A 16,383-nucleotide genomic window follows, 5' to 3' on the forward strand; every position below is an offset into this window, starting at 1 on the left:
AGAATGAACCGCCGTTGGCGGGCGGTTCGACTCGGCCGCCGCGCGAATCGCATTGTGCGGCGGCGAGCGCGCGCAGCGTCGCGGGGATCGATGCGGCTGCTGCACGAGCGGATGCGAGAAGTCCCTATGCGGGGCCGGTTCGCTTGCTGCGACAGGAAACGGCGACGTGGTTCGGTCGCTGTGCGAATTGACAGCCGCAGTGCGAACGGGTGAGATCCTGCGGGACAATCCGGACTGTCACGGCATCGGCCGACCGCGGGCAGGTATCCCCCAGCCAGGTGCCCCCGAGTGAACGCCCAGTGAACGAACCCCGTGCCCGCGCCAAAAACCTGACAAACGCGCCAACGCCCGCCCAGTCCGGCTCAACCCCTGCGCATCCCGTCAACCCGCCCCCGGCCAGGCACCCCCGAACAGGCGGACTCGGCCGCCGGGGGAGTGAACCTCGGGCTCGCCTGGGTTGACCGCACTCGCAGAACGCGTACGGTCGCCTGTGTTGGCTGTTGTCCGGAACCATACTGCGGTCAGCGCCCCAAGCAGATCTCTGCGAAAGGAGCGCAAACCCATGACTCCCCACATTTCCGGCGTCACCGCGCCGGTCGAATTGACTGTTCGCGCGGCCAGGCGGGCGGACGCGATCCACCTCGCCCCGGTCGGCGATCTCGACGCGGCGACAGCGCCCGTCTTCGCGGAGGCGGTCGCGCCGCTCACCGGGCCGGTGGTCGTCGATCTGTCCGGCGTCGCGTTCCTGAGCTGCGCCGGCGTCCGCGCCCTGCTCGACGCGCACGAGCGGATCCCCCGGTTCACGGTCGTGCCCGGCCCGGCGCACGCGGTCCGGCGGTGTCTCGCGGTGACCGGCGCGGACGAAATCCTCGGTGTCCGCGAGACTGTCGCCGCCTGATCGAGCGAGTTTCGCCGCCGCCGCGCACGGGTAGGCCGCCGACATGACGATCGAGACGAACCGCGTTCCGCAGCTCGAACTCACCAACGGCGTCCGGATCCCGCAGTTCGGCCTGGGCGTCTTCCAGATTCCGCCGGAGGAAACCGCCGCGAGGGTGCGCGAAGCGCTGGAGGCGGGCTACCGGCACCTCGACACGGCGCAGATGTACCGCAACGAAGAGGGCGTCGGCGCGGGCATCCGCGATTCCGGCGTGCCGCGCGAAGAAATCTTCGTCACCACGAAGCTGGCGAACGACGCGCAGGGCCACGACAACGCGATCAACGCGATGGAAGGCAGCCTGCAGCGGCTCGAATTGGATTACGTCGATCTTTACCTGATCCATTGGCCGTTGCCGAAGCAGGACAAGTACGTGGCGACCTGGCACGGCTTCGAGGAACTCCAGCGCGCCGGAAAGGCCCGGGCGATCGGGGTGTCCAACTTCCAGATCCCGCACCTGGAACGGCTGGCCGCTGAGTCGGCGACAGTGCCCGCGGTGAACCAGATCGAGCTGCATCCCGCGTTGCAGCAACCGGAATTGCGCGCCAACCACGAAGCGCACGGCATCGTGACCGAGGCGTGGAGCCCGCTCGCCCAAGGCGAGGTGCTCGAAGACCCGCTGCTGGCCGAACTGGCCGAAAAACACGGCAAGACGCCCGCCCAGATCGTGCTGCGCTGGCACATCCAAATCGGCAACGTCGTGTTCCCGAAGTCGTCGTCGCCGAAGCGGATGCGGGAGAACATCGACATCTTCGACTTCTCCCTCAGCGACAGCGACCTCGACGTCCTCAGCGGCCTCGACGAAGGCCGCCGCACGGGCTTCGACCCGGACACCTTCGAAGGCTGAACCAGATCACTCAGCCGCACGTTGTCTCCAGTGAGGAAGGAGGCAGCGTGCGACTGTCCTGTTTCGTGGTCCCCGGCGACATCGACGACCGCAGCGTGCCCAGCGGCGGCAACACCTACGACCGCCGCATGGCCGAGCACCTGCCAGTAGGGCTGCGGCCGGTCGGCGGCAGCTGGCCGGACCCTGACGAGGCCGCGAAAAAGCAGCTGGACCTGGTCCTCGCGCAGGTCCCTGACGGTGCGAAAGTGCTGCTCGACGGCCTGGTCGCCTGTGGAGTGCCGGACGTCCTCGCCCCGCACGCGGACCGGCTCGACCTGGCCGTCCTCGTGCACCTGCCGCTGGCCGACGAAACCGGCCTGGACCCGCGGCGCGCGGCTGACCTCGATGCTCGCGAGCAGAAGACGCTCCAGTTGGCGCGCCAGGTCATCGTCACCAGCGCAGCCGCCGCCCGCGTCGTCGAGAAGCGCCACGGGCTCGCCACTGTCCACATCGCACCGCCCGGGACTGATCCGGCGCCGCAGGCGACCGGAACCGACGGAGTGTCCCAGCTGATTTGCGTCGCCGCGGTGACCCCGCGCAAGGGGCAGGACATCCTCCTCAACGCACTGTCCGAAGTGGACGATCTACGAGTGGACTTCGTCGGATCGCGCACCCGAAACCCGGCCTACGCCAACGGCTTGAGCCATCCCCGGGCTCGCTTCACCGGCCCGCTCGACGGGTCGGCGCTCGAAGCCGCCTACGACCGGGCCGATCTGCTGGTCCTGCCCTCGCACGCCGAGACGTACGGCATGGTCGTCACGGAGGCGCTCGCGCGCGGCATCCCGGTGCTGGCCTCGGACGTCGGCGGCATCCCCGACGCACTCGGCCGCACCCCGAACGGCGAGCAGCCCGGCCTCCTCGTCCCGCCCGGCGACGAAGCAGCGCTCGCGACCGCCCTCCGGAGTTGGCGCGACGACCCTGACCTGCGGAAACGACTCCGTGCTGCGGCGACAGCGAGAGCGCGCACACTGGAGGGGTGGGCCGCCGCGGCGGCCCGGTTGCGCGGAATCTTGGCGGTGGGTTGATGCGGTGGCTGCGACTGCTGGCCGGGGCCGCGCTCATCGCCGCGCTGTGGTGGCGGCTCGGGACCGGAGCGTTTGCCGGTGGACTAAAAGCCCTAGGCCCGGTTCCGATCGCACTTGCTCTGGTCATCGGGGTCGTAACCACGTTGGCGAGCGCCGCCCGCTGGCGGCTGGTCGCGGCCCGGCTGGGCCTGCACCTGCCGTTCCGCGAAGCCGTCGGCGACTACTACGGCGCGCAATTCCTCAACGGCGTCCTGCCCGCTGGCGTGCTCGGCGACGTCCACCGCGCGGTGCAGCACGGACGACGCTCCGGCGACGTCGGCCGCGGCGTCCGGGCGGTGGTGCTTGAACGCGTCGCCGGGCAGACCGTGGTGGTGGTCGCCGGATTGGCCGTCGTGGTCTCCCGGCCCGAGCTGTTGCCGCGTCAGGTGCTGATCTGCCTGGGGATCGTCGCGGCGGCGCTGGTCGTGGTGGCGGTGGCGATGCGGCAACGGCTCAGGCACGTCTGGGCGGCCGACATCCGGACCGGCGTGCTCGGCGCGTGGCCCGGCGTCACCGGCTGGTCTGTGCTGGCGGTGGCCGGCCATCTGACGCTGTTCGTGGTCGCTGCCCGGGCGGCTGGTGCGACCGCGCCGTTGGGCGTCCTGCTGCCGCTGCTGGTGCTCGCGTTGCTGGCGATGGGCATGCCGCTCAACGTCGGCGGGTTCGGTCCGCGCGAGGGCGCCGCGGCGGTTTCGTTCGCCGCCGCCGGGCTGGGCGCTGAGCAGGGCGTGACGGTCGCGGTCGGCTACGGCGTGCTCGGTCTGGTCTCGACGTTGCCCGGCGGGGCGGTTCTCGCGCTCCGCCGGATGATCCGGCGGCCGGACCCGGACGCCGGGCCGGTATCGTCCGGCCAGTGGCAGCGGCTTTTCGGGCGATTCGGCGACGGTGGTTCGCGGCGCTGGCCGTCGTCCCCGTTCTGGCCGCCTCGGCCTGTGCGGCTTCGGACGCGTCGATCAGCCGGGCAGGCGACGTCGTGCACACCGCAGCCGGCGCCGTCCGCGGTGACGTCACTCCCGATCACCGGCTCTTCCAAGGCATCCCGTACGCGGCCGCACCTGTCGGCGAGCGGCGCTGGCAGCCGCCCGCCCCGGTCGAGCCCTGGGCGGGGGAGCGCGACGCCACGAAACCAGGGCCCCGCTGCCCGCAGGCCGCCGACGGAGCCCTGACCAGCGAAGACTGCCTCTACCTCAATGTGTGGACCCCGCCGGCCGGCCAGACCGGGCGGCCCGTCCTGGTGTGGCTGCACGGCGGCGCGTTCCTCACCGGCGGCGGCGACCGCTACGGCGCCGCGCGGCTCGTCGACCGCGGCGACGCGGTGGTCGTCACGCTCAACTACCGGCTCGGCGCGCTCGGCTTCCTCGCCGACCCGTCGCTCGGCCCGGAGCCCGGCAACTACGGCTTCCTCGACCAGCAGCAGGCGCTGCTGTGGGTGCGCGACAACATCGAATCCTTCGGCGGCGACCCGAACCAGGTGACGATCGCGGGGGAGTCCGCGGGCGGGATGTCGGTGTGCGACCACCTCGTCGCCCCCGGCTCGCGCGGGCTGTTCCGCGCCGCGATCATCCAAAGTGGACCGTGCCAGGCGCAGGCGACGTTGGCCGCCGCCAAGAGCAAGAGCGTGGAGTATGCCGCCGCACGCGGCTGTACCGACCGCAAGACCGCCGCGGAATGCCTGCGCGCGTTGCCCGTCAAGAAACTTCTCGCCGCACCGGCGTACGGCTCGATCGCGGGCATCGAAATGCCGGGACCGGTCACCGGCGGCTCGGTGCTGCCCGGCAAGGTTCCCGCTACCCCGGTGCCGGTCATGCTGGGCACGACGCACGACGAGTTCACGTATTTCCTCGCCGAGCAGGCGGCGGCCGGTCGCGAAGTCACGCGGCACGGCTACCCGCAAGCGCTTGCCACCGTGTTCCCCAACTCGGCCGCGGTCGCTCGCGAATACCCGGTGGATGCGTTCAGCGGCAACGCTTCTCTCGCGTACGCGGCGGCTGTCACGGACTGGGCGTTCTCCTGTCCGACCGCCAAGCTGGCCAGTTCGCTGCCGAGCGTGTCGACGTATGAGTTCAACGACCCGACCTCACCGGCCGCGGCCGCGCTGCGAGCACCGTTCCCGCTCGGGGCCACGCACACCGCGGAACTGCCGTACCTATTCGATTTTGCCGAGCAGCCAACAACGTTCACCCCGGCTCAGCAGCGGCTCGCGGACCGGATGGTGGACGACTGGACGGCGTTCGTCCGCGGCGGGCCGACCGGCCAGTCGGTCGCGTACCGGCCGGGCGGCGCGCAGCCGTTGACCGGTTTCGCGAAAGATCACCACTGCGGCTTCTGGGCTTCTCTACGCTGACCGCATGACCGTGCGCGCCGAAGATCTCGACGAAGCCATCACCTGCGTTTTCGCCGCTCTCACGCCCGTCACCGGCGGCGACTGGACCCGTCCGGCGGGCGATCTCGAGTGGGATTGCCGTTACACCGCAGAGCACCTCGGCGACACGCTCCTCTCCTACGCCGCGCAGGTCGTGAGCCGTCCGGCCGACCGTTACGTGCGCTTCCTCGCCAAAACCGACGACGACGCGTCCCCGGCCGAACTGCTCGAATTCGCTCTCACCGGCGGGCGTTTGCTCGCCGCCGCGGTCCGCGCCAGCCGTCCGGACGAACGCGCCTACCACCCGACCGGCAGCTCCGATCCGGCCGGTTTCGCCGCGATGGGCTGCGTTGAACTGCTGCTGCACGGCGACGACATCGCCCAGGGACTCGGCGTCGCGATCGACCCGCCGCGCGAGGTCTGCTCCCGCGTCGTCGCGCGACTTTTCCCTGAGCAGGAGCCGATTCCCGACGCTTGGGACGCGCTCCGCTGGTGCGCCGGCCGGATCGACCTGCCCGGACGACCGCGGCGGACCGGCTGGAAGTGGCGGGGCAGCCCGCTCGAGGACCGCTCGATTCCCGAGGAGTGAACACGCCTGCCCGCGGGCTGGTCACATCCGGTAGTCTTGACCACCAGGTCGAGAGGCGCTGCAACGGACCGGTGGTCCGCCACGCTCGGCCGGTACCACCATCCAAGGGCGCCTCCGTGGACTCATGCGGAGGTGGCGATGACCCAGAACCTGCGGAACCTGCTCGACCAGCGCGTCGTCGTGCTCGACGGGGCCTGGGGCACGATGCTGCAGGGGGCCGGTCTCGCTCCCGAGGACTACCGGGCGGACTGGCTCGAAGGCCACGAGAAGGACGTCACCGGCGATCCGGACCTGCTGAACCTCACGCGGCCGGACGTCGTGCTCGACGTGCACCGGCAATATCTCGCCGCGGGCGCGGACATCACCACTACCAACACGTTCACCGCCACCAGCATCGGCCAGGCGGACTACGGCCTGCAGGACCGCGTGCGCGAGATGAACCTGCGCGCCGCCGAACTCGCGCGCCAGGCAGCGAACGAGTTCGGCAACCGGTTCGTCGCCGGGTCGATCGGCCCGCTGAACGTCACGCTGTCGCTCTCGCCGCGCGTCGAAGACCCGGCGTACCGCGCGGTCAGCTTCGAAGACGTCAAAGCCTCGTACGCCGAGCAGATCCAGGCGCTCTCCGACGGCGGCGTCGACCTGCTGATGATCGAGACGATCTTCGACACCCTCAACTGCAAGGCCGCCATCGCCGCGGCCCGCGAGGTCGCGCCGCATCTGCCGCTGTGGATTTCGGTGACCATCGTCGACCTGTCCGGGCGCACCCTGTCCGGCCAGACCGTCGAGGCGTTCTGGACCTCCGTGGCGCACGCGCGCCCGATGGTCGTCGGCGTCAACTGTTCGCTCGGCGCCGTCGAAATGCGCCCGCACGTGGAGGAACTGGCGAAGCTCGCCGACACCTACACCGCGTGCCACCCGAACGCGGGCCTGCCCAACGCGTTCGGCGGCTACGACCAGACGCCCGAGGAAACCGGCGGCATGCTCGGCGAGTTCGCCGGGGCCGGGATGGTCAACATCGTCGGCGGCTGCTGCGGCACCTCGCCCGCGCACATCGCGAAGATCGCCGAGGCCGTCAAGGGCCTTCCGCCGCGGCCGGTGCCCGCGCACGAGGCGAGCACGCGGTTCTCCGGCCTCGAACCGTTCAAGATCGGCGCGGACACCGGGTTCGTGATGATCGGCGAACGCACCAACGTCACCGGTTCGGCGAAGTTCCGCAGGCTCATCGAGGCGGGCGACCACCAGGCGGCGGTGGACGTCGCGCTGGAGCAGGTCCGCGGCGGCGCGAACCTGCTGGACGTCAACTTCGACGCCGACCTGCTCGAATCCGAGCAGGAGATGACGACGTTCCTCAACCTGATCGCCACCGAGCCCGAGGTCGCGCGCATCCCGGTGATGGTCGACAGTTCGCGCTGGAGCGTGCTGGAGGCCGGGCTCCGCTGCGTGCAGGGCAAGGGCGTGGTCAACTCGATCAGCCTCAAGGAGGGCGAGGGCCCGTTCCTGGAGCAGGCCCGGCGCATCCACGACTACGGCGCCGGCGTCGTGGTGATGGCCTTCGACGAGAAGGGCCAGGCCGACACGGTCGAGCGCAAGGTCGAAATCTGTTCCCGCGCTTACGATCTGCTCACCCGCGAGGCCGGTTTCGCGGGCGAGGACATCATTTTCGACCCGAACGTGCTCGCCGTCGCCACCGGCATCAGCGAGCACAACGGCTACGCGAAGGCGTTCATCGAGGCGCTGCCGCTGATCAAGGAGCGCTGCCCGGGCGCGCACACCTCCGGCGGCATCTCGAACCTGTCGTTCTCCTTCCGCGGCAACAACGTCGTGCGCGAGGCGATGCACTCGGCGTTCCTGTTCCACGCCGTGCGCGCCGGGCTCGACATGGGCATCGTCAACGCCGGCCAGCTCGCGGTGTACGAGGACATCCCGAAGGATCTGCTGGAGCTGGTCGAGGACGTCCTGTTCGACCGCCGCGAGGACGCCACCGACCGGCTCGTGGAGTTCGCCGAGACGGTCAAGGGCAGCGGCACCAAGCGCGTCGTCGACCTGTCCTGGCGCGACAAGCCGGTGGCGGAACGGCTTTCGCACGCGCTGGTGCACGGCATCGTGGACTTCATCGAGGACGACACGGAGGAGGCCCGGCAGTCGTTCGAGCGGCCGCTGGAGGTGATCGAGGGTCCGCTGATGGACGGCATGAAGATCGTCGGCGACCTCTTCGGCTCCGGGAAGATGTTCCTGCCGCAGGTCGTGAAGAGCGCGCGGGTGATGAAGCGTTCGGTGGCCTATCTCGAGCCGTACATGGAGGCGGAGAAGGAGAAGATGCTGGCCGAGGGCCGCATCCAGACCTCCCGCGGCCAGGGCAAGGTCGTGCTCGCCACGGTGAAGGGCGACGTGCACGACATCGGCAAGAACATCGTCGGCGTCGTGCTGGGCTGCAACAACTACGAGGTGATCGACCTCGGCGTGATGGTGCCCGCGGCGAAGATCCTCGACACCGCGGTCGCCGAGCACGCGGACGTCGTCGGGCTGTCCGGGCTGATCACGCCGTCGCTGGACGAGATGGTGTCGGTGGCGCAGGAAATGCAGCGGCGCGGGCTGAAGCTGCCGCTGCTGATCGGCGGCGCGACCACCTCGAAGCAGCACACCGCGGTGAAGATCGCGCCGGCGTACGACCACACGACGGTGCATGTGCTCGACGCGTCACGGGTGGTCGGCGTGGTGTCCGACCTGCTCGACACCGACCGCGCCGACGCGCTGGACACCGCCAATCGCGCCGAACAGCAGCGGCTGCGCGTCCAGCACGAAAACCGGCACGCGACACCGATGCTGACTGTTGAGCAGGCACGCGCCAACGCCGAGAAGGTGTCGTTCGACGAGATCCCGACGCCGGAATTCACCGGCGTGCGCGTGGTCGAGCCGTCGATTCCGGAGCTGCGCGAGATGATCGACTGGCAGTTCCTGTTCCTGGCCTGGGAACTCAAGGGCAAGTACCCGGCGATCCTCGACCAGCCGGTCGCGCGCGAGCTGTTCGACGACGCGAACCAGCTGCTGGACGAGATCATCGAGAACGGCTCGTTCACCGCGCGCGGCGCGTATGCGTTCTGGCCCGCGCATTCCGAGGGCGACGACATCCTGCTCGACGGCGAGTACTCGAACTGGAAGTTCCCGATGCTGCGCCAGCAGACGCAGAAGCCGGAGGGCCGCGCGAACCGGTGCCTCGCCGACTACATCGCCCCCGCCGGTTTCGGCGACCACCTGGGCGGATTCGCCGTCGGCATCCACGGCGCGGAGGACCTGGCGGCGCGCTACGAGGCCGAGCACGACGACTACCGGGCGATCATGGTGAAGGCGCTGGCCGACCGGCTGGCCGAGGCGTTCGCCGAGTACCTGCACCTGGAGGCCCGCCGCCGCTGGTTCGAGCCGGACGTGCAGCCGGACCTGGCGGACCTGCACGCGGAACGCTTCCGCGGCATCCGCCCCGCGCTCGGCTACCCGGCGAGCCCGGACCACAGCGAGAAGAAGGACCTGTTCTCGCTGCTGGGCGCCGACGAGCTGGGGATCGGGCTGACCGAGTCGTACGCGATGACCCCGGCCGCCGCGGTGAGCGGGCTGATCTTCGCGCATCCGGACTCGCGGTACTTCACGGTCGGCCGGTTGGGCCGCGACCAGATGGAGGACTACGCGGCCCGGCGCGGCGAGGAACTGTCCGAAGTGGAGCGGTGGCTGCGGCCTAATCTGGCTTACTGAGCCATCTTCTCGCGTCGCCCTTGGGTGACCGGGCCGGGTCCGTGAGGGGAATCCTGAGGGAATCAGAGTCCCTCAGGGTTCCCCTCACGGCATCTCTGGGGCATCCGCTCAGGACAGCAGTTCCGCGAGCCGCTCGGTGTCGCGCAAGTACTGCTCATATGGAAAACCCGCCTTCAGCAAGGCCTCGCGGAACTCGTCCCGGAGCGGCTTCCCCGTGTCATGGAAGGCTGCCCGGCCCGCGTCGGTCAGCGTGACGAGCCGTCGTCGGGCGTGCTCGGGGTCTTGGCGCACCTGCACGAGCCCGGCCGATTCCAGCGGGCGCAGCGCGCGGCTGATCGCCGGGTCGGAGACCGACATCGCCTGCGCCAGCTGATGCTGTGTCGCGGGTTCGATGTCTTCCACTGTGCCCAGCAATCGCAGCTGGCTGTACGTCAATCCGCCTGAGCCGTCCGCGCGCTGCCGCGCGGCTTCGCCCAGCAGGTACACCACTCGATGCAGCGCTTCGGCAAGTCCGTCGTCCACGAGGGCGAGCCTACCAGGAGTGTTGATGAGTTAATATTAACTATGCAAGACTCATCGGCATGGAGATCCCTTACGCAGCTCAGACCCTGTTCCCCCTGATCTGGCCGCTGATCGCGGTCGTCGGTGCGGTGCTCCGCACCCGGAAGAGCCCTTCGCCGCGGGCCAGGCTCGAAACCTGGCAGCGGTGGTGGGCCGTCGCCGCGCTCGGGTGCGGCAGCCTGTGGATGGTCCTCGCGTTCCTCGGCGCGCCGGGCGTGATGGCCGAGACCATCGGATTCGCCCCGTCGGCGTTCCAGTTCGAGATCGCGTTCGCCAACCTCGGGCTCGCGGTGATGGGCTTCCGCGCCGCCTCGGCCTCGGCCACCGCGCGGGAGCGCATCACCGTCGGCCTCGGGGCCGGGATGTTCCTGTGGGGCGCGCTGATCGGGCACGGGTACCAGTGGTTCGCGAACGGCGACCACGCGCCGGGCAACACCGGCGGCGTCCTGGTCTGCGACCTGCTCTTCCCGGCGGTGCTGATCGTCCTCGCGGTCCGTTCGAAGCGGCTGGCCGCGGCCAAGCAGCCGGAGCTGGTCTAGCCGACCTGCGCGGCTCGGCGGCGGGGTTTAGTTTCGACGCCGTGGCAAGACTCAGTGTGGTCCGATTCGGACTGGCCGCGGGGCTGGTCGTGCTCGCGGCCGGGGCGGCAGTGCTCAGCGCGGCGGTGTCGGCGTGGTGGTGGTTCCTGGCGGCGCCGTTGCTGGTGCTCGCGGCGACTGGAGTGTACGACGTGACCCAGCGGCGGCATTCGGTGCTGCGGAACTATCCGGTGCTCGGGCACCTGCGGTTCCTGCTCGAAAGCATCCGGCCGGAATTGCAGCAGTATTTCGTGGAACGCAACTTTGACGGCCGCCCCTATGATCGCGACGTCCGGTCCATTGTTTATCAACGCGCCAAGGGCACGGCCGCGGAAGAACCATTCGGCACCGAGCGCGACGTATACGCCGAGGGATACGAATTCCTCGTCCCGTCACTCGCGCCGGTGCCGGTTCCGGATACCGTGCCGCGAGTCCGGGTCGGCGGTCCGGACTGCACGCGGCCGTACGAGATGGCTTTGCTGAATGTGTCCGCGATGAGCTTTGGCTCCTTGTCCAGCAACGCAATCCTTGCGCTGAACCAGGGCGCCGCCCGCGGCGGTTTCGCCCACGACACCGGCGAGGGCGGGCTGTCGGAGTACCACCTGCGTGGTGGCGGCGACCTGATCTGGGAGATCGGCACCGGGTACTTCGGCTGCCGGACCTCCGACGGCGATTTCGATCCCTCGACCTTCGCCGACAAAGCCGCGCACGATTCGGTGAAATGCGTTTCGCTCAAGCTTTCGCAAGGCGCGAAGCCTGGGATGGGCGGGGTGCTGCCGGGCACTAAGGTGAATGCGGAAATCGCCCGGGTGCGGGAGGTTCCGCTGGGGGAGACCGTGGTTTCCCCGCCGTATCACCGAGTATTCTCGACGCCGCGTGAACTGGTGCTGTTCATTGCCCGGATGCGCGAACTGGCTGACGGCAAGCCGACCGGATTCAAGCTGTGTGTCGGTTCGCGGGTGCAGGTGCTGGCGGTGTGCAAGGCGATGCTGGCCGAAGGGATTACGCCGGACTTCATTGTGGTCGACGGTGCCGAGGGCGGCACCGGTGCCGCTCCGCTGGAGTTCGCGGATCATCTTGGCACGCCGCTCACCGAGGGCCTGCACACTGTCCACAATGCACTGGTCGGTACCGGGTTGCGGGACCGGATCAAGCTCGGGGCGAGCGGGAAGGTCGCCACTGGGGCGGATGTGGTGAAGCGGCTGATCCAGGGCGCGGACTACACGAACGCGGCGCGGGCGATGATGTTCGCGGTCGGGTGCATCCAGTCGCAGCGATGCCATACGAACAAGTGCCCGGTGGGGGTCGCGACGCAGGATCCGCGCCGGGGGCGGGCGCTGGACGTCGGGGACAAGACCGAGCGGGTGCGGCGCTACCAGGAGGCTACGGTCGCCTCGGCGATGCGCATCATGGCGGCGATGGGGGTTTCGGATCCGGCGGAGTTGACGCCGCAGTTGCTGCGACGGCGGGTTGATGCGCGGACGGTGCTGTCGTATGGGGAGTGGTACGACTGGCTGTCGCCGGGGGAGTTGCTGGAAGAGCCGCCGAAGGGATGGGCGGAGGAATGGGCCGCGGCCGATCCGGACCGGTTCGCCTGAGCGAGCCCTGATTCGGGTGGGTACGGTCGATGCGTGATCTCTGGTGAGCAGCCGGGCTTGGACGAGATCGAAGCGCGTTTCGCGGCGCTTCTCGACGGGCGGATGACTCGTGACGCGGTGGACCGCTGGGCGGGCCGGTGGCTGACCGACGACGGGCTTTCGTGGGATGAGCTGAGTCTCTGGGCCTTGGATCTCCTCTGCGGAATCGATCTGCCTCGTGGGCTCGATGGCGGCTATCTGCATGACGACAGCCAGATCCGGGAGTGGCTGGCCGAGCTGAGGAGACGGCGCGCCAGGTGACTCGCGGCCGGTCTCCGCAGGTGTGGTCCGGGGTTGCCGGGCGCGGGCAGTCGGCACCCCCGTTCGGTTGACGTGCGGTTCACCGCAAGTGGCGTGCGCCGGACCCGCTGATGGCCGAGCGGAGGCACGGCCGGGCGGGGGTCTCGGGCAGGGGCCGTCCGGTGGTCCACTGGCGATTCGCCGTCCGATCGGGCACGATCGGCAATCGTGGCTTCGGGAGACGGGCAGGACGCAGGCGACCTCGAGGTGTCCGTCCGGTGGCGGGGACCGGCCGCGGTCGTGACCGTGGGCGGCGAGATCGATCTGGTCACCGCGCCGGAACTCGGCGAGTTCGTCGGCGGGGTGCTCGAGCGCGAGCCCGGCGTGCTGGTCGTGGACCTGCGCGCGGTCGACTTCCTCAGCTCGTCCGGGCTGCAGGTGCTGGCCGGCGCGCACCGCCAGCTCGACGCGGGGGCGTTGCGGGTGGTGAGCACCTCCTCGATCACCTCGCGGCCGTTCACGACCACCGGACTCGACGAGTGGATCTCGCTGTTCCCCTCGGTCGACCAGGCGCTGGCCGGGGTGGCCGGAGCGGGCGGTTGACGATGGACGTGCAGGAGGACACCCGCGCACTGAGCTGTCACGGGATCGTCGCGGAACCGGGGGCGTTGCGCGCGTTGCGGCACCGGTTGCTGGCGTGGGCGCTGGAGTCGGGCATTCCGGACGATCGCGCGCACGACATCGTGCTGGCCGGGTACGAGGCGCTGGCGAACGTCGCGGATCACGCGTATCCGGGCGAGCCCGGGCTGGTGGACCTCGACGCGGTGTGCCGGCCGGACAGCGTCGAGGTCGTGATCGCGGACCACGGGGAATGGCGTCCGCCGGACGAGGACGAGGACGCCCCGGTTTCGGTGCGCGGACGCGGATTGCTGCTGGTGCAGGCGACGGCGGATCGGGCCGACGTGCGGACCGGCGCGGACGGCACGGTGGTCACGTTGGGATGGCAGCTGGACTGAGGACCGGTTTCGCCCGGTTCCCTCGGGGCGGGCGACGGTTGCAGCTGGACCAGGATCGGCTGGACGGGCTGGGTTTCGGCGGGCGGGCCGAGGCGTGCGGCATGGCGGTCGCGTTAAGACAGCAGCTGAACTGAGGATCAGTTCGGTTGATGCGAGCGAGAATCCGGTTTCGGTGAGCGGGCCAGCGCGCGGAGAGTTCAGCTCACCGGTTCGGCGGCGCGCCGCCGCAGCAGGTACCGCTGCACCTTCCCGCTCGGGTTGCGCGGCAGGTCCGGGATGAACTCCACCCGTCGCGGGTATTTGTACGGCGCGGCAAGGGATTTCGCGAAGTCTTGCAGTTCCTTCACCTTCGCGTCGTCGCCGAGGACACCCTCGTTGAGGACCACATAGGCCGCGACGATCGAGCCGCGCGCGTCGTCCGGGGCGGCGACCACCGCGCACTCCAGCACGTCGGGATGGCGCAGCAGCACCTCTTCCACCTCGGGACCGGCGATGTTGTAGCCGGACGAGACGATCATGTCGTCGCTGCGGGCGCGGTAGTGGAAGTAGCCGTCGGAGTCGCGGACGTAGGTGTCGCCGGTCAGGTTCCAGCCGTCCTCGACGAAGACGGTCTGCCGGTCGTCGGCGAGGTAGCGGCATCCGGTCGGGCCTTGGACGGCCAGGCGGCCGGGGGTGCCGTCGGGGACGGGGCGGCCTTCGTCGTCGACGACTTGCGCGCGATAGCCGGGAACGGCGCGGCCGGTGGCTCCCGGGCGGGCGTCCTCGTCGGCGGCGGAGATGAAGACGTGCAGCATTTCGGTGCTGCCGATGCCGTCGATGAGCCAGTGGCCGGTCGCCTCGTGGAAGTCGGTCGCGACGGATTCGGGCAGCGCCTCGCCCGCCGACACCGCGCGGCGCAAGCCGGACAGCAGCGGGCGGCGGTCGGACGCCAGGATCGCCCGGTACGCGGTGGGTGCGGTGAACAGGACGGTCACGTTGTGCTCGGCGACGAGGTCGGCCAGCTCGGCCGGCGTGGCGCGTTCGATGAGCAGCGTCGCGGCGCCGGCGTGCAGCGGGAAGACCAGCAGCCCGCCGAGTCCGAAAGTGAACGCCAGCGGGGGAGTGCCGCAGAACAGGTCGGTTTCCCGGGGTTTGACCAGGTGCCGGGAGAACGTGTCGGCGATGGCGAGCAGGTCGCGGTGGAAATGCATGGTCGCCTTGGGACGACCGGTGGTGCCCGAGGTGAAGGCGAGGAGGGCGACGTCGTCCGCGGCGGTGTCGATGTCCTCGAAGGTCTCGGGGCGGGTCGCGCAGCGGGCGGCAAGATCGTCGGGAGCGTCGCCGCCGTAGGGGATCAGGGGGAGCTCGAAGGACTGCAGTTCTTCGGGGTACCGGTGGTCGCAGAGGGCGATGACGGGCGTGCTGGCTTCGATGATTTTCGACAGCTCGTGCGCGCGCAACATCGGCATAGTGGCAACGGCGACCGCGCCCGCTTTCAGGACGCCGAGCCAGCACGCGGCGAGCCACGGGGTGTTCGGTCCGCGCAGCAGCACGCGGTTCCCTGGCACGACGCCTTGTGCGGTGAGTTCGTGGGCGATCTGGTTGGCGCGGGTCAGAACCTCGCCGTAGGACCAGGATTCGGCAGGGGACAGCAGCGCGGGACGGTCGGCTCCCCAGCGCGCGATCGTGTCGTCGAGCAGGCGAGTGGCCGCGTTGAGCCGATCGGGGTACTGCAGTTCGGGCAGGTCGAACCACAACCGCGGCCACTGCTCGAACGGCGGGAGGTGGTCCCGGCAGAACGTGTCGACATGCGCACTCGGCTGGAGCTGCACCACGTGCCCCCATTTCAGACGACGGCCATTCACGCGTCCAGCTACTGTAATACGTTTTACGACCGTCAGGAAGACGCAACATCGGACGGCGCTCGCGGGGGCACGGAGCGCAGTCGGGCCGGGGGCGCGGGATGTTCCGGACTGGGGTTGGCGCCGGGCTTCCGGAGCGGATCGGTGGTCAGTCGCGGAGCTGTTCTCGGAAGGCGGCGACGAGTCGGAGTGCGAAGCTGCGGGCGCTGTGGGGCGCGCGCCGGTGTCGACTGCGGCGGGCTGGGCCGCCCCGGTCGGGGCGCTCGCGGGCGGCGACGTGTCGGCGGGGGACGAGGTCGTCGGTGCGGCCGTCGCGGAGCCCGACGGAGCGGGCCCAGCAGGTCAGGCGCGGAGCTGCTCGCGGAATTCGGCGATGGGCCTGCTGAGGAGGCTGTCGAAGTCCTCAGCGGTGGTGTCGATCGCGGCGATGACACGTTCGAGCCGCTCGAGGTGGTCCGGGCGGGCGTGCCAATGGGACGGCGGGACGCGCAGCATCGACGCGAGGAGGTCGCCGGGGAAGAGGTCGCCTTCGGCGAGCGGATCTTGCTCCAGCAGCGCCAGCGCCCGCGGCACGAGGATCGGCGCGCCGACGTTCTGGCCGAGCAGGAGGCGGAGATCTTCGGCGGTGAGCAGGCCGATGGGCTTGCGCCGCAAGCGATGCACGGTTTCGATCAGCCGGGTCGCGTCGGCGGGCGGGTCTCCCCAGTCGGAGTTTTCGATCTGCTGCAGCGATTGTGCGGACCGGTCGGCTCGTCGGGACATGCGGCGATCATCTCCTTCCGGCGAGGATTTTCGCATCGGAGCGGCAGCGTGAAGTCCGTGAGGGGAACCCTGAGGGAATCAGATTCCCTCACAACCGGATCGTGCGCGCCCGGTCCCGCGCCGAAATTCCGGTGGACACGCCGTTCTTCGCCGGCGACGTGCTGATCCA

Annotated in this window: 14 protein-coding genes, 1 pseudogene and 1 riboswitch; of the genes and pseudogenes, 12 read left to right on the plus strand and 3 right to left on the minus strand. The window is 69.9% G+C overall.

The window, feature by feature from the left end; translation table 11 throughout:
- Positions 1-562 precede the first annotated feature (562 nt).
- The 7 genes and pseudogenes from ACWDNU_RS36195 (at position 563) to metH (ending at position 9,579) form a co-directional block, all read left to right on the plus strand.
- Entirely contained in the window at positions 563-898 is a 336-nt protein-coding gene (locus ACWDNU_RS36195) for an STAS domain-containing protein (RefSeq protein WP_370938489.1), read from the plus strand.
- 43 nt (positions 899-941) lie between these two features.
- Complete coding sequence (locus ACWDNU_RS36200; protein WP_449672184.1) at positions 942-1,781, plus strand: aldo/keto reductase; 840 nt, start codon at positions 942-944, stop codon at positions 1,779-1,781.
- A 47-nt stretch (positions 1,782-1,828) separates the two neighbouring features.
- Positions 1,829-2,845, plus strand: a complete 1,017-nt coding sequence (locus ACWDNU_RS36205) for a glycosyltransferase family 4 protein (protein WP_449672185.1) — start codon at positions 1,829-1,831, stop codon at positions 2,843-2,845.
- Positions 2,845-3,606 (plus strand): annotated as a pseudogene (locus ACWDNU_RS36210) (lysylphosphatidylglycerol synthase domain-containing protein); the annotation flags it as partial. The gene ACWDNU_RS36205 and the pseudogene ACWDNU_RS36210, both read left to right, overlap by 1 nt.
- 251 nt (positions 3,607-3,857) lie before the next feature.
- A complete protein-coding gene (locus tag ACWDNU_RS36215) occupies positions 3,858-5,228 on the plus strand; it encodes a carboxylesterase/lipase family protein (protein ID WP_449672186.1) in 1,371 nt (456 codons plus the stop codon).
- 4 nt (positions 5,229-5,232) lie between these two features.
- Positions 5,233-5,835, plus strand: a complete 603-nt coding sequence (locus ACWDNU_RS36220; RefSeq protein WP_449672187.1) for a maleylpyruvate isomerase N-terminal domain-containing protein — start codon at positions 5,233-5,235, stop codon at positions 5,833-5,835.
- A 44-nt stretch (positions 5,836-5,879) separates the two neighbouring features.
- Positions 5,880-5,956: riboswitch (S-adenosyl-L-homocysteine riboswitch) on the plus strand.
- 17 nt (positions 5,957-5,973) lie between these two features.
- Entirely contained in the window at positions 5,974-9,579 is a 3,606-nt protein-coding gene (metH, locus tag ACWDNU_RS36225) for a methionine synthase (protein ID WP_449672188.1), read from the plus strand.
- A gap of 108 nt (positions 9,580-9,687) precedes the next feature.
- Here the strand turns inward: metH and ACWDNU_RS36230 are convergent, their stop codons facing one another.
- Positions 9,688-10,101: a MarR family winged helix-turn-helix transcriptional regulator gene (locus ACWDNU_RS36230; protein ID WP_116206158.1), complete on the minus strand. Its 414-nt coding sequence runs from the start codon at positions 10,099-10,101 to the stop codon at positions 9,688-9,690.
- 59 nt (positions 10,102-10,160) lie between these two features.
- On the opposite strand from ACWDNU_RS36230, the gene ACWDNU_RS36235 reads away from it, so the two are divergent.
- From ACWDNU_RS36235 to ACWDNU_RS36255, 5 genes are all read left to right on the plus strand, one after another.
- Positions 10,161-10,679, plus strand: coding sequence for a DUF6790 family protein (locus ACWDNU_RS36235; protein ID WP_449672189.1), 519 nt, complete (start codon positions 10,161-10,163; stop codon positions 10,677-10,679).
- 41 nt (positions 10,680-10,720) lie between these two features.
- Entirely contained in the window at positions 10,721-12,316 is a 1,596-nt protein-coding gene (locus ACWDNU_RS36240) for an FMN-binding glutamate synthase family protein (protein WP_449672190.1), read from the plus strand.
- A gap of 57 nt (positions 12,317-12,373) precedes the next feature.
- Complete coding sequence (locus ACWDNU_RS36245) at positions 12,374-12,616, plus strand: hypothetical protein (RefSeq protein WP_449672191.1); 243 nt, start codon at positions 12,374-12,376, stop codon at positions 12,614-12,616.
- Between the two features lie 207 nt (positions 12,617-12,823).
- Complete coding sequence (locus tag ACWDNU_RS36250) at positions 12,824-13,198, plus strand: STAS domain-containing protein (protein WP_370938480.1); 375 nt, start codon at positions 12,824-12,826, stop codon at positions 13,196-13,198.
- Positions 13,199-13,200: 2 nt separating this feature from the next.
- Positions 13,201-13,611 (plus strand): ATP-binding protein, encoded by a 411-nt coding sequence (locus ACWDNU_RS36255; RefSeq protein ID WP_449672192.1) that lies wholly within the window; start codon positions 13,201-13,203, stop codon positions 13,609-13,611.
- A gap of 197 nt (positions 13,612-13,808) precedes the next feature.
- Here the strand turns inward: ACWDNU_RS36255 and ACWDNU_RS36260 are convergent, their stop codons facing one another.
- Together ACWDNU_RS36260 and ACWDNU_RS36265 are read right to left on the minus strand one after the other, a co-directional pair.
- Positions 13,809-15,422 (minus strand): AMP-binding protein, encoded by a 1,614-nt coding sequence (locus ACWDNU_RS36260; RefSeq protein WP_449672194.1) that lies wholly within the window; start codon positions 15,420-15,422, stop codon positions 13,809-13,811.
- A gap of 372 nt (positions 15,423-15,794) precedes the next feature.
- On the minus strand, positions 15,795-16,214 hold the full coding sequence (locus tag ACWDNU_RS36265; RefSeq protein WP_449672193.1) for a contact-dependent growth inhibition system immunity protein: 420 nt from the start codon (positions 16,212-16,214) through the stop codon (positions 15,795-15,797).
- Positions 16,215-16,383 lie beyond the last annotated feature (169 nt).

The sequence above is a fragment of the Amycolatopsis sp. NPDC003676 genome, assembly GCF_053587275.1.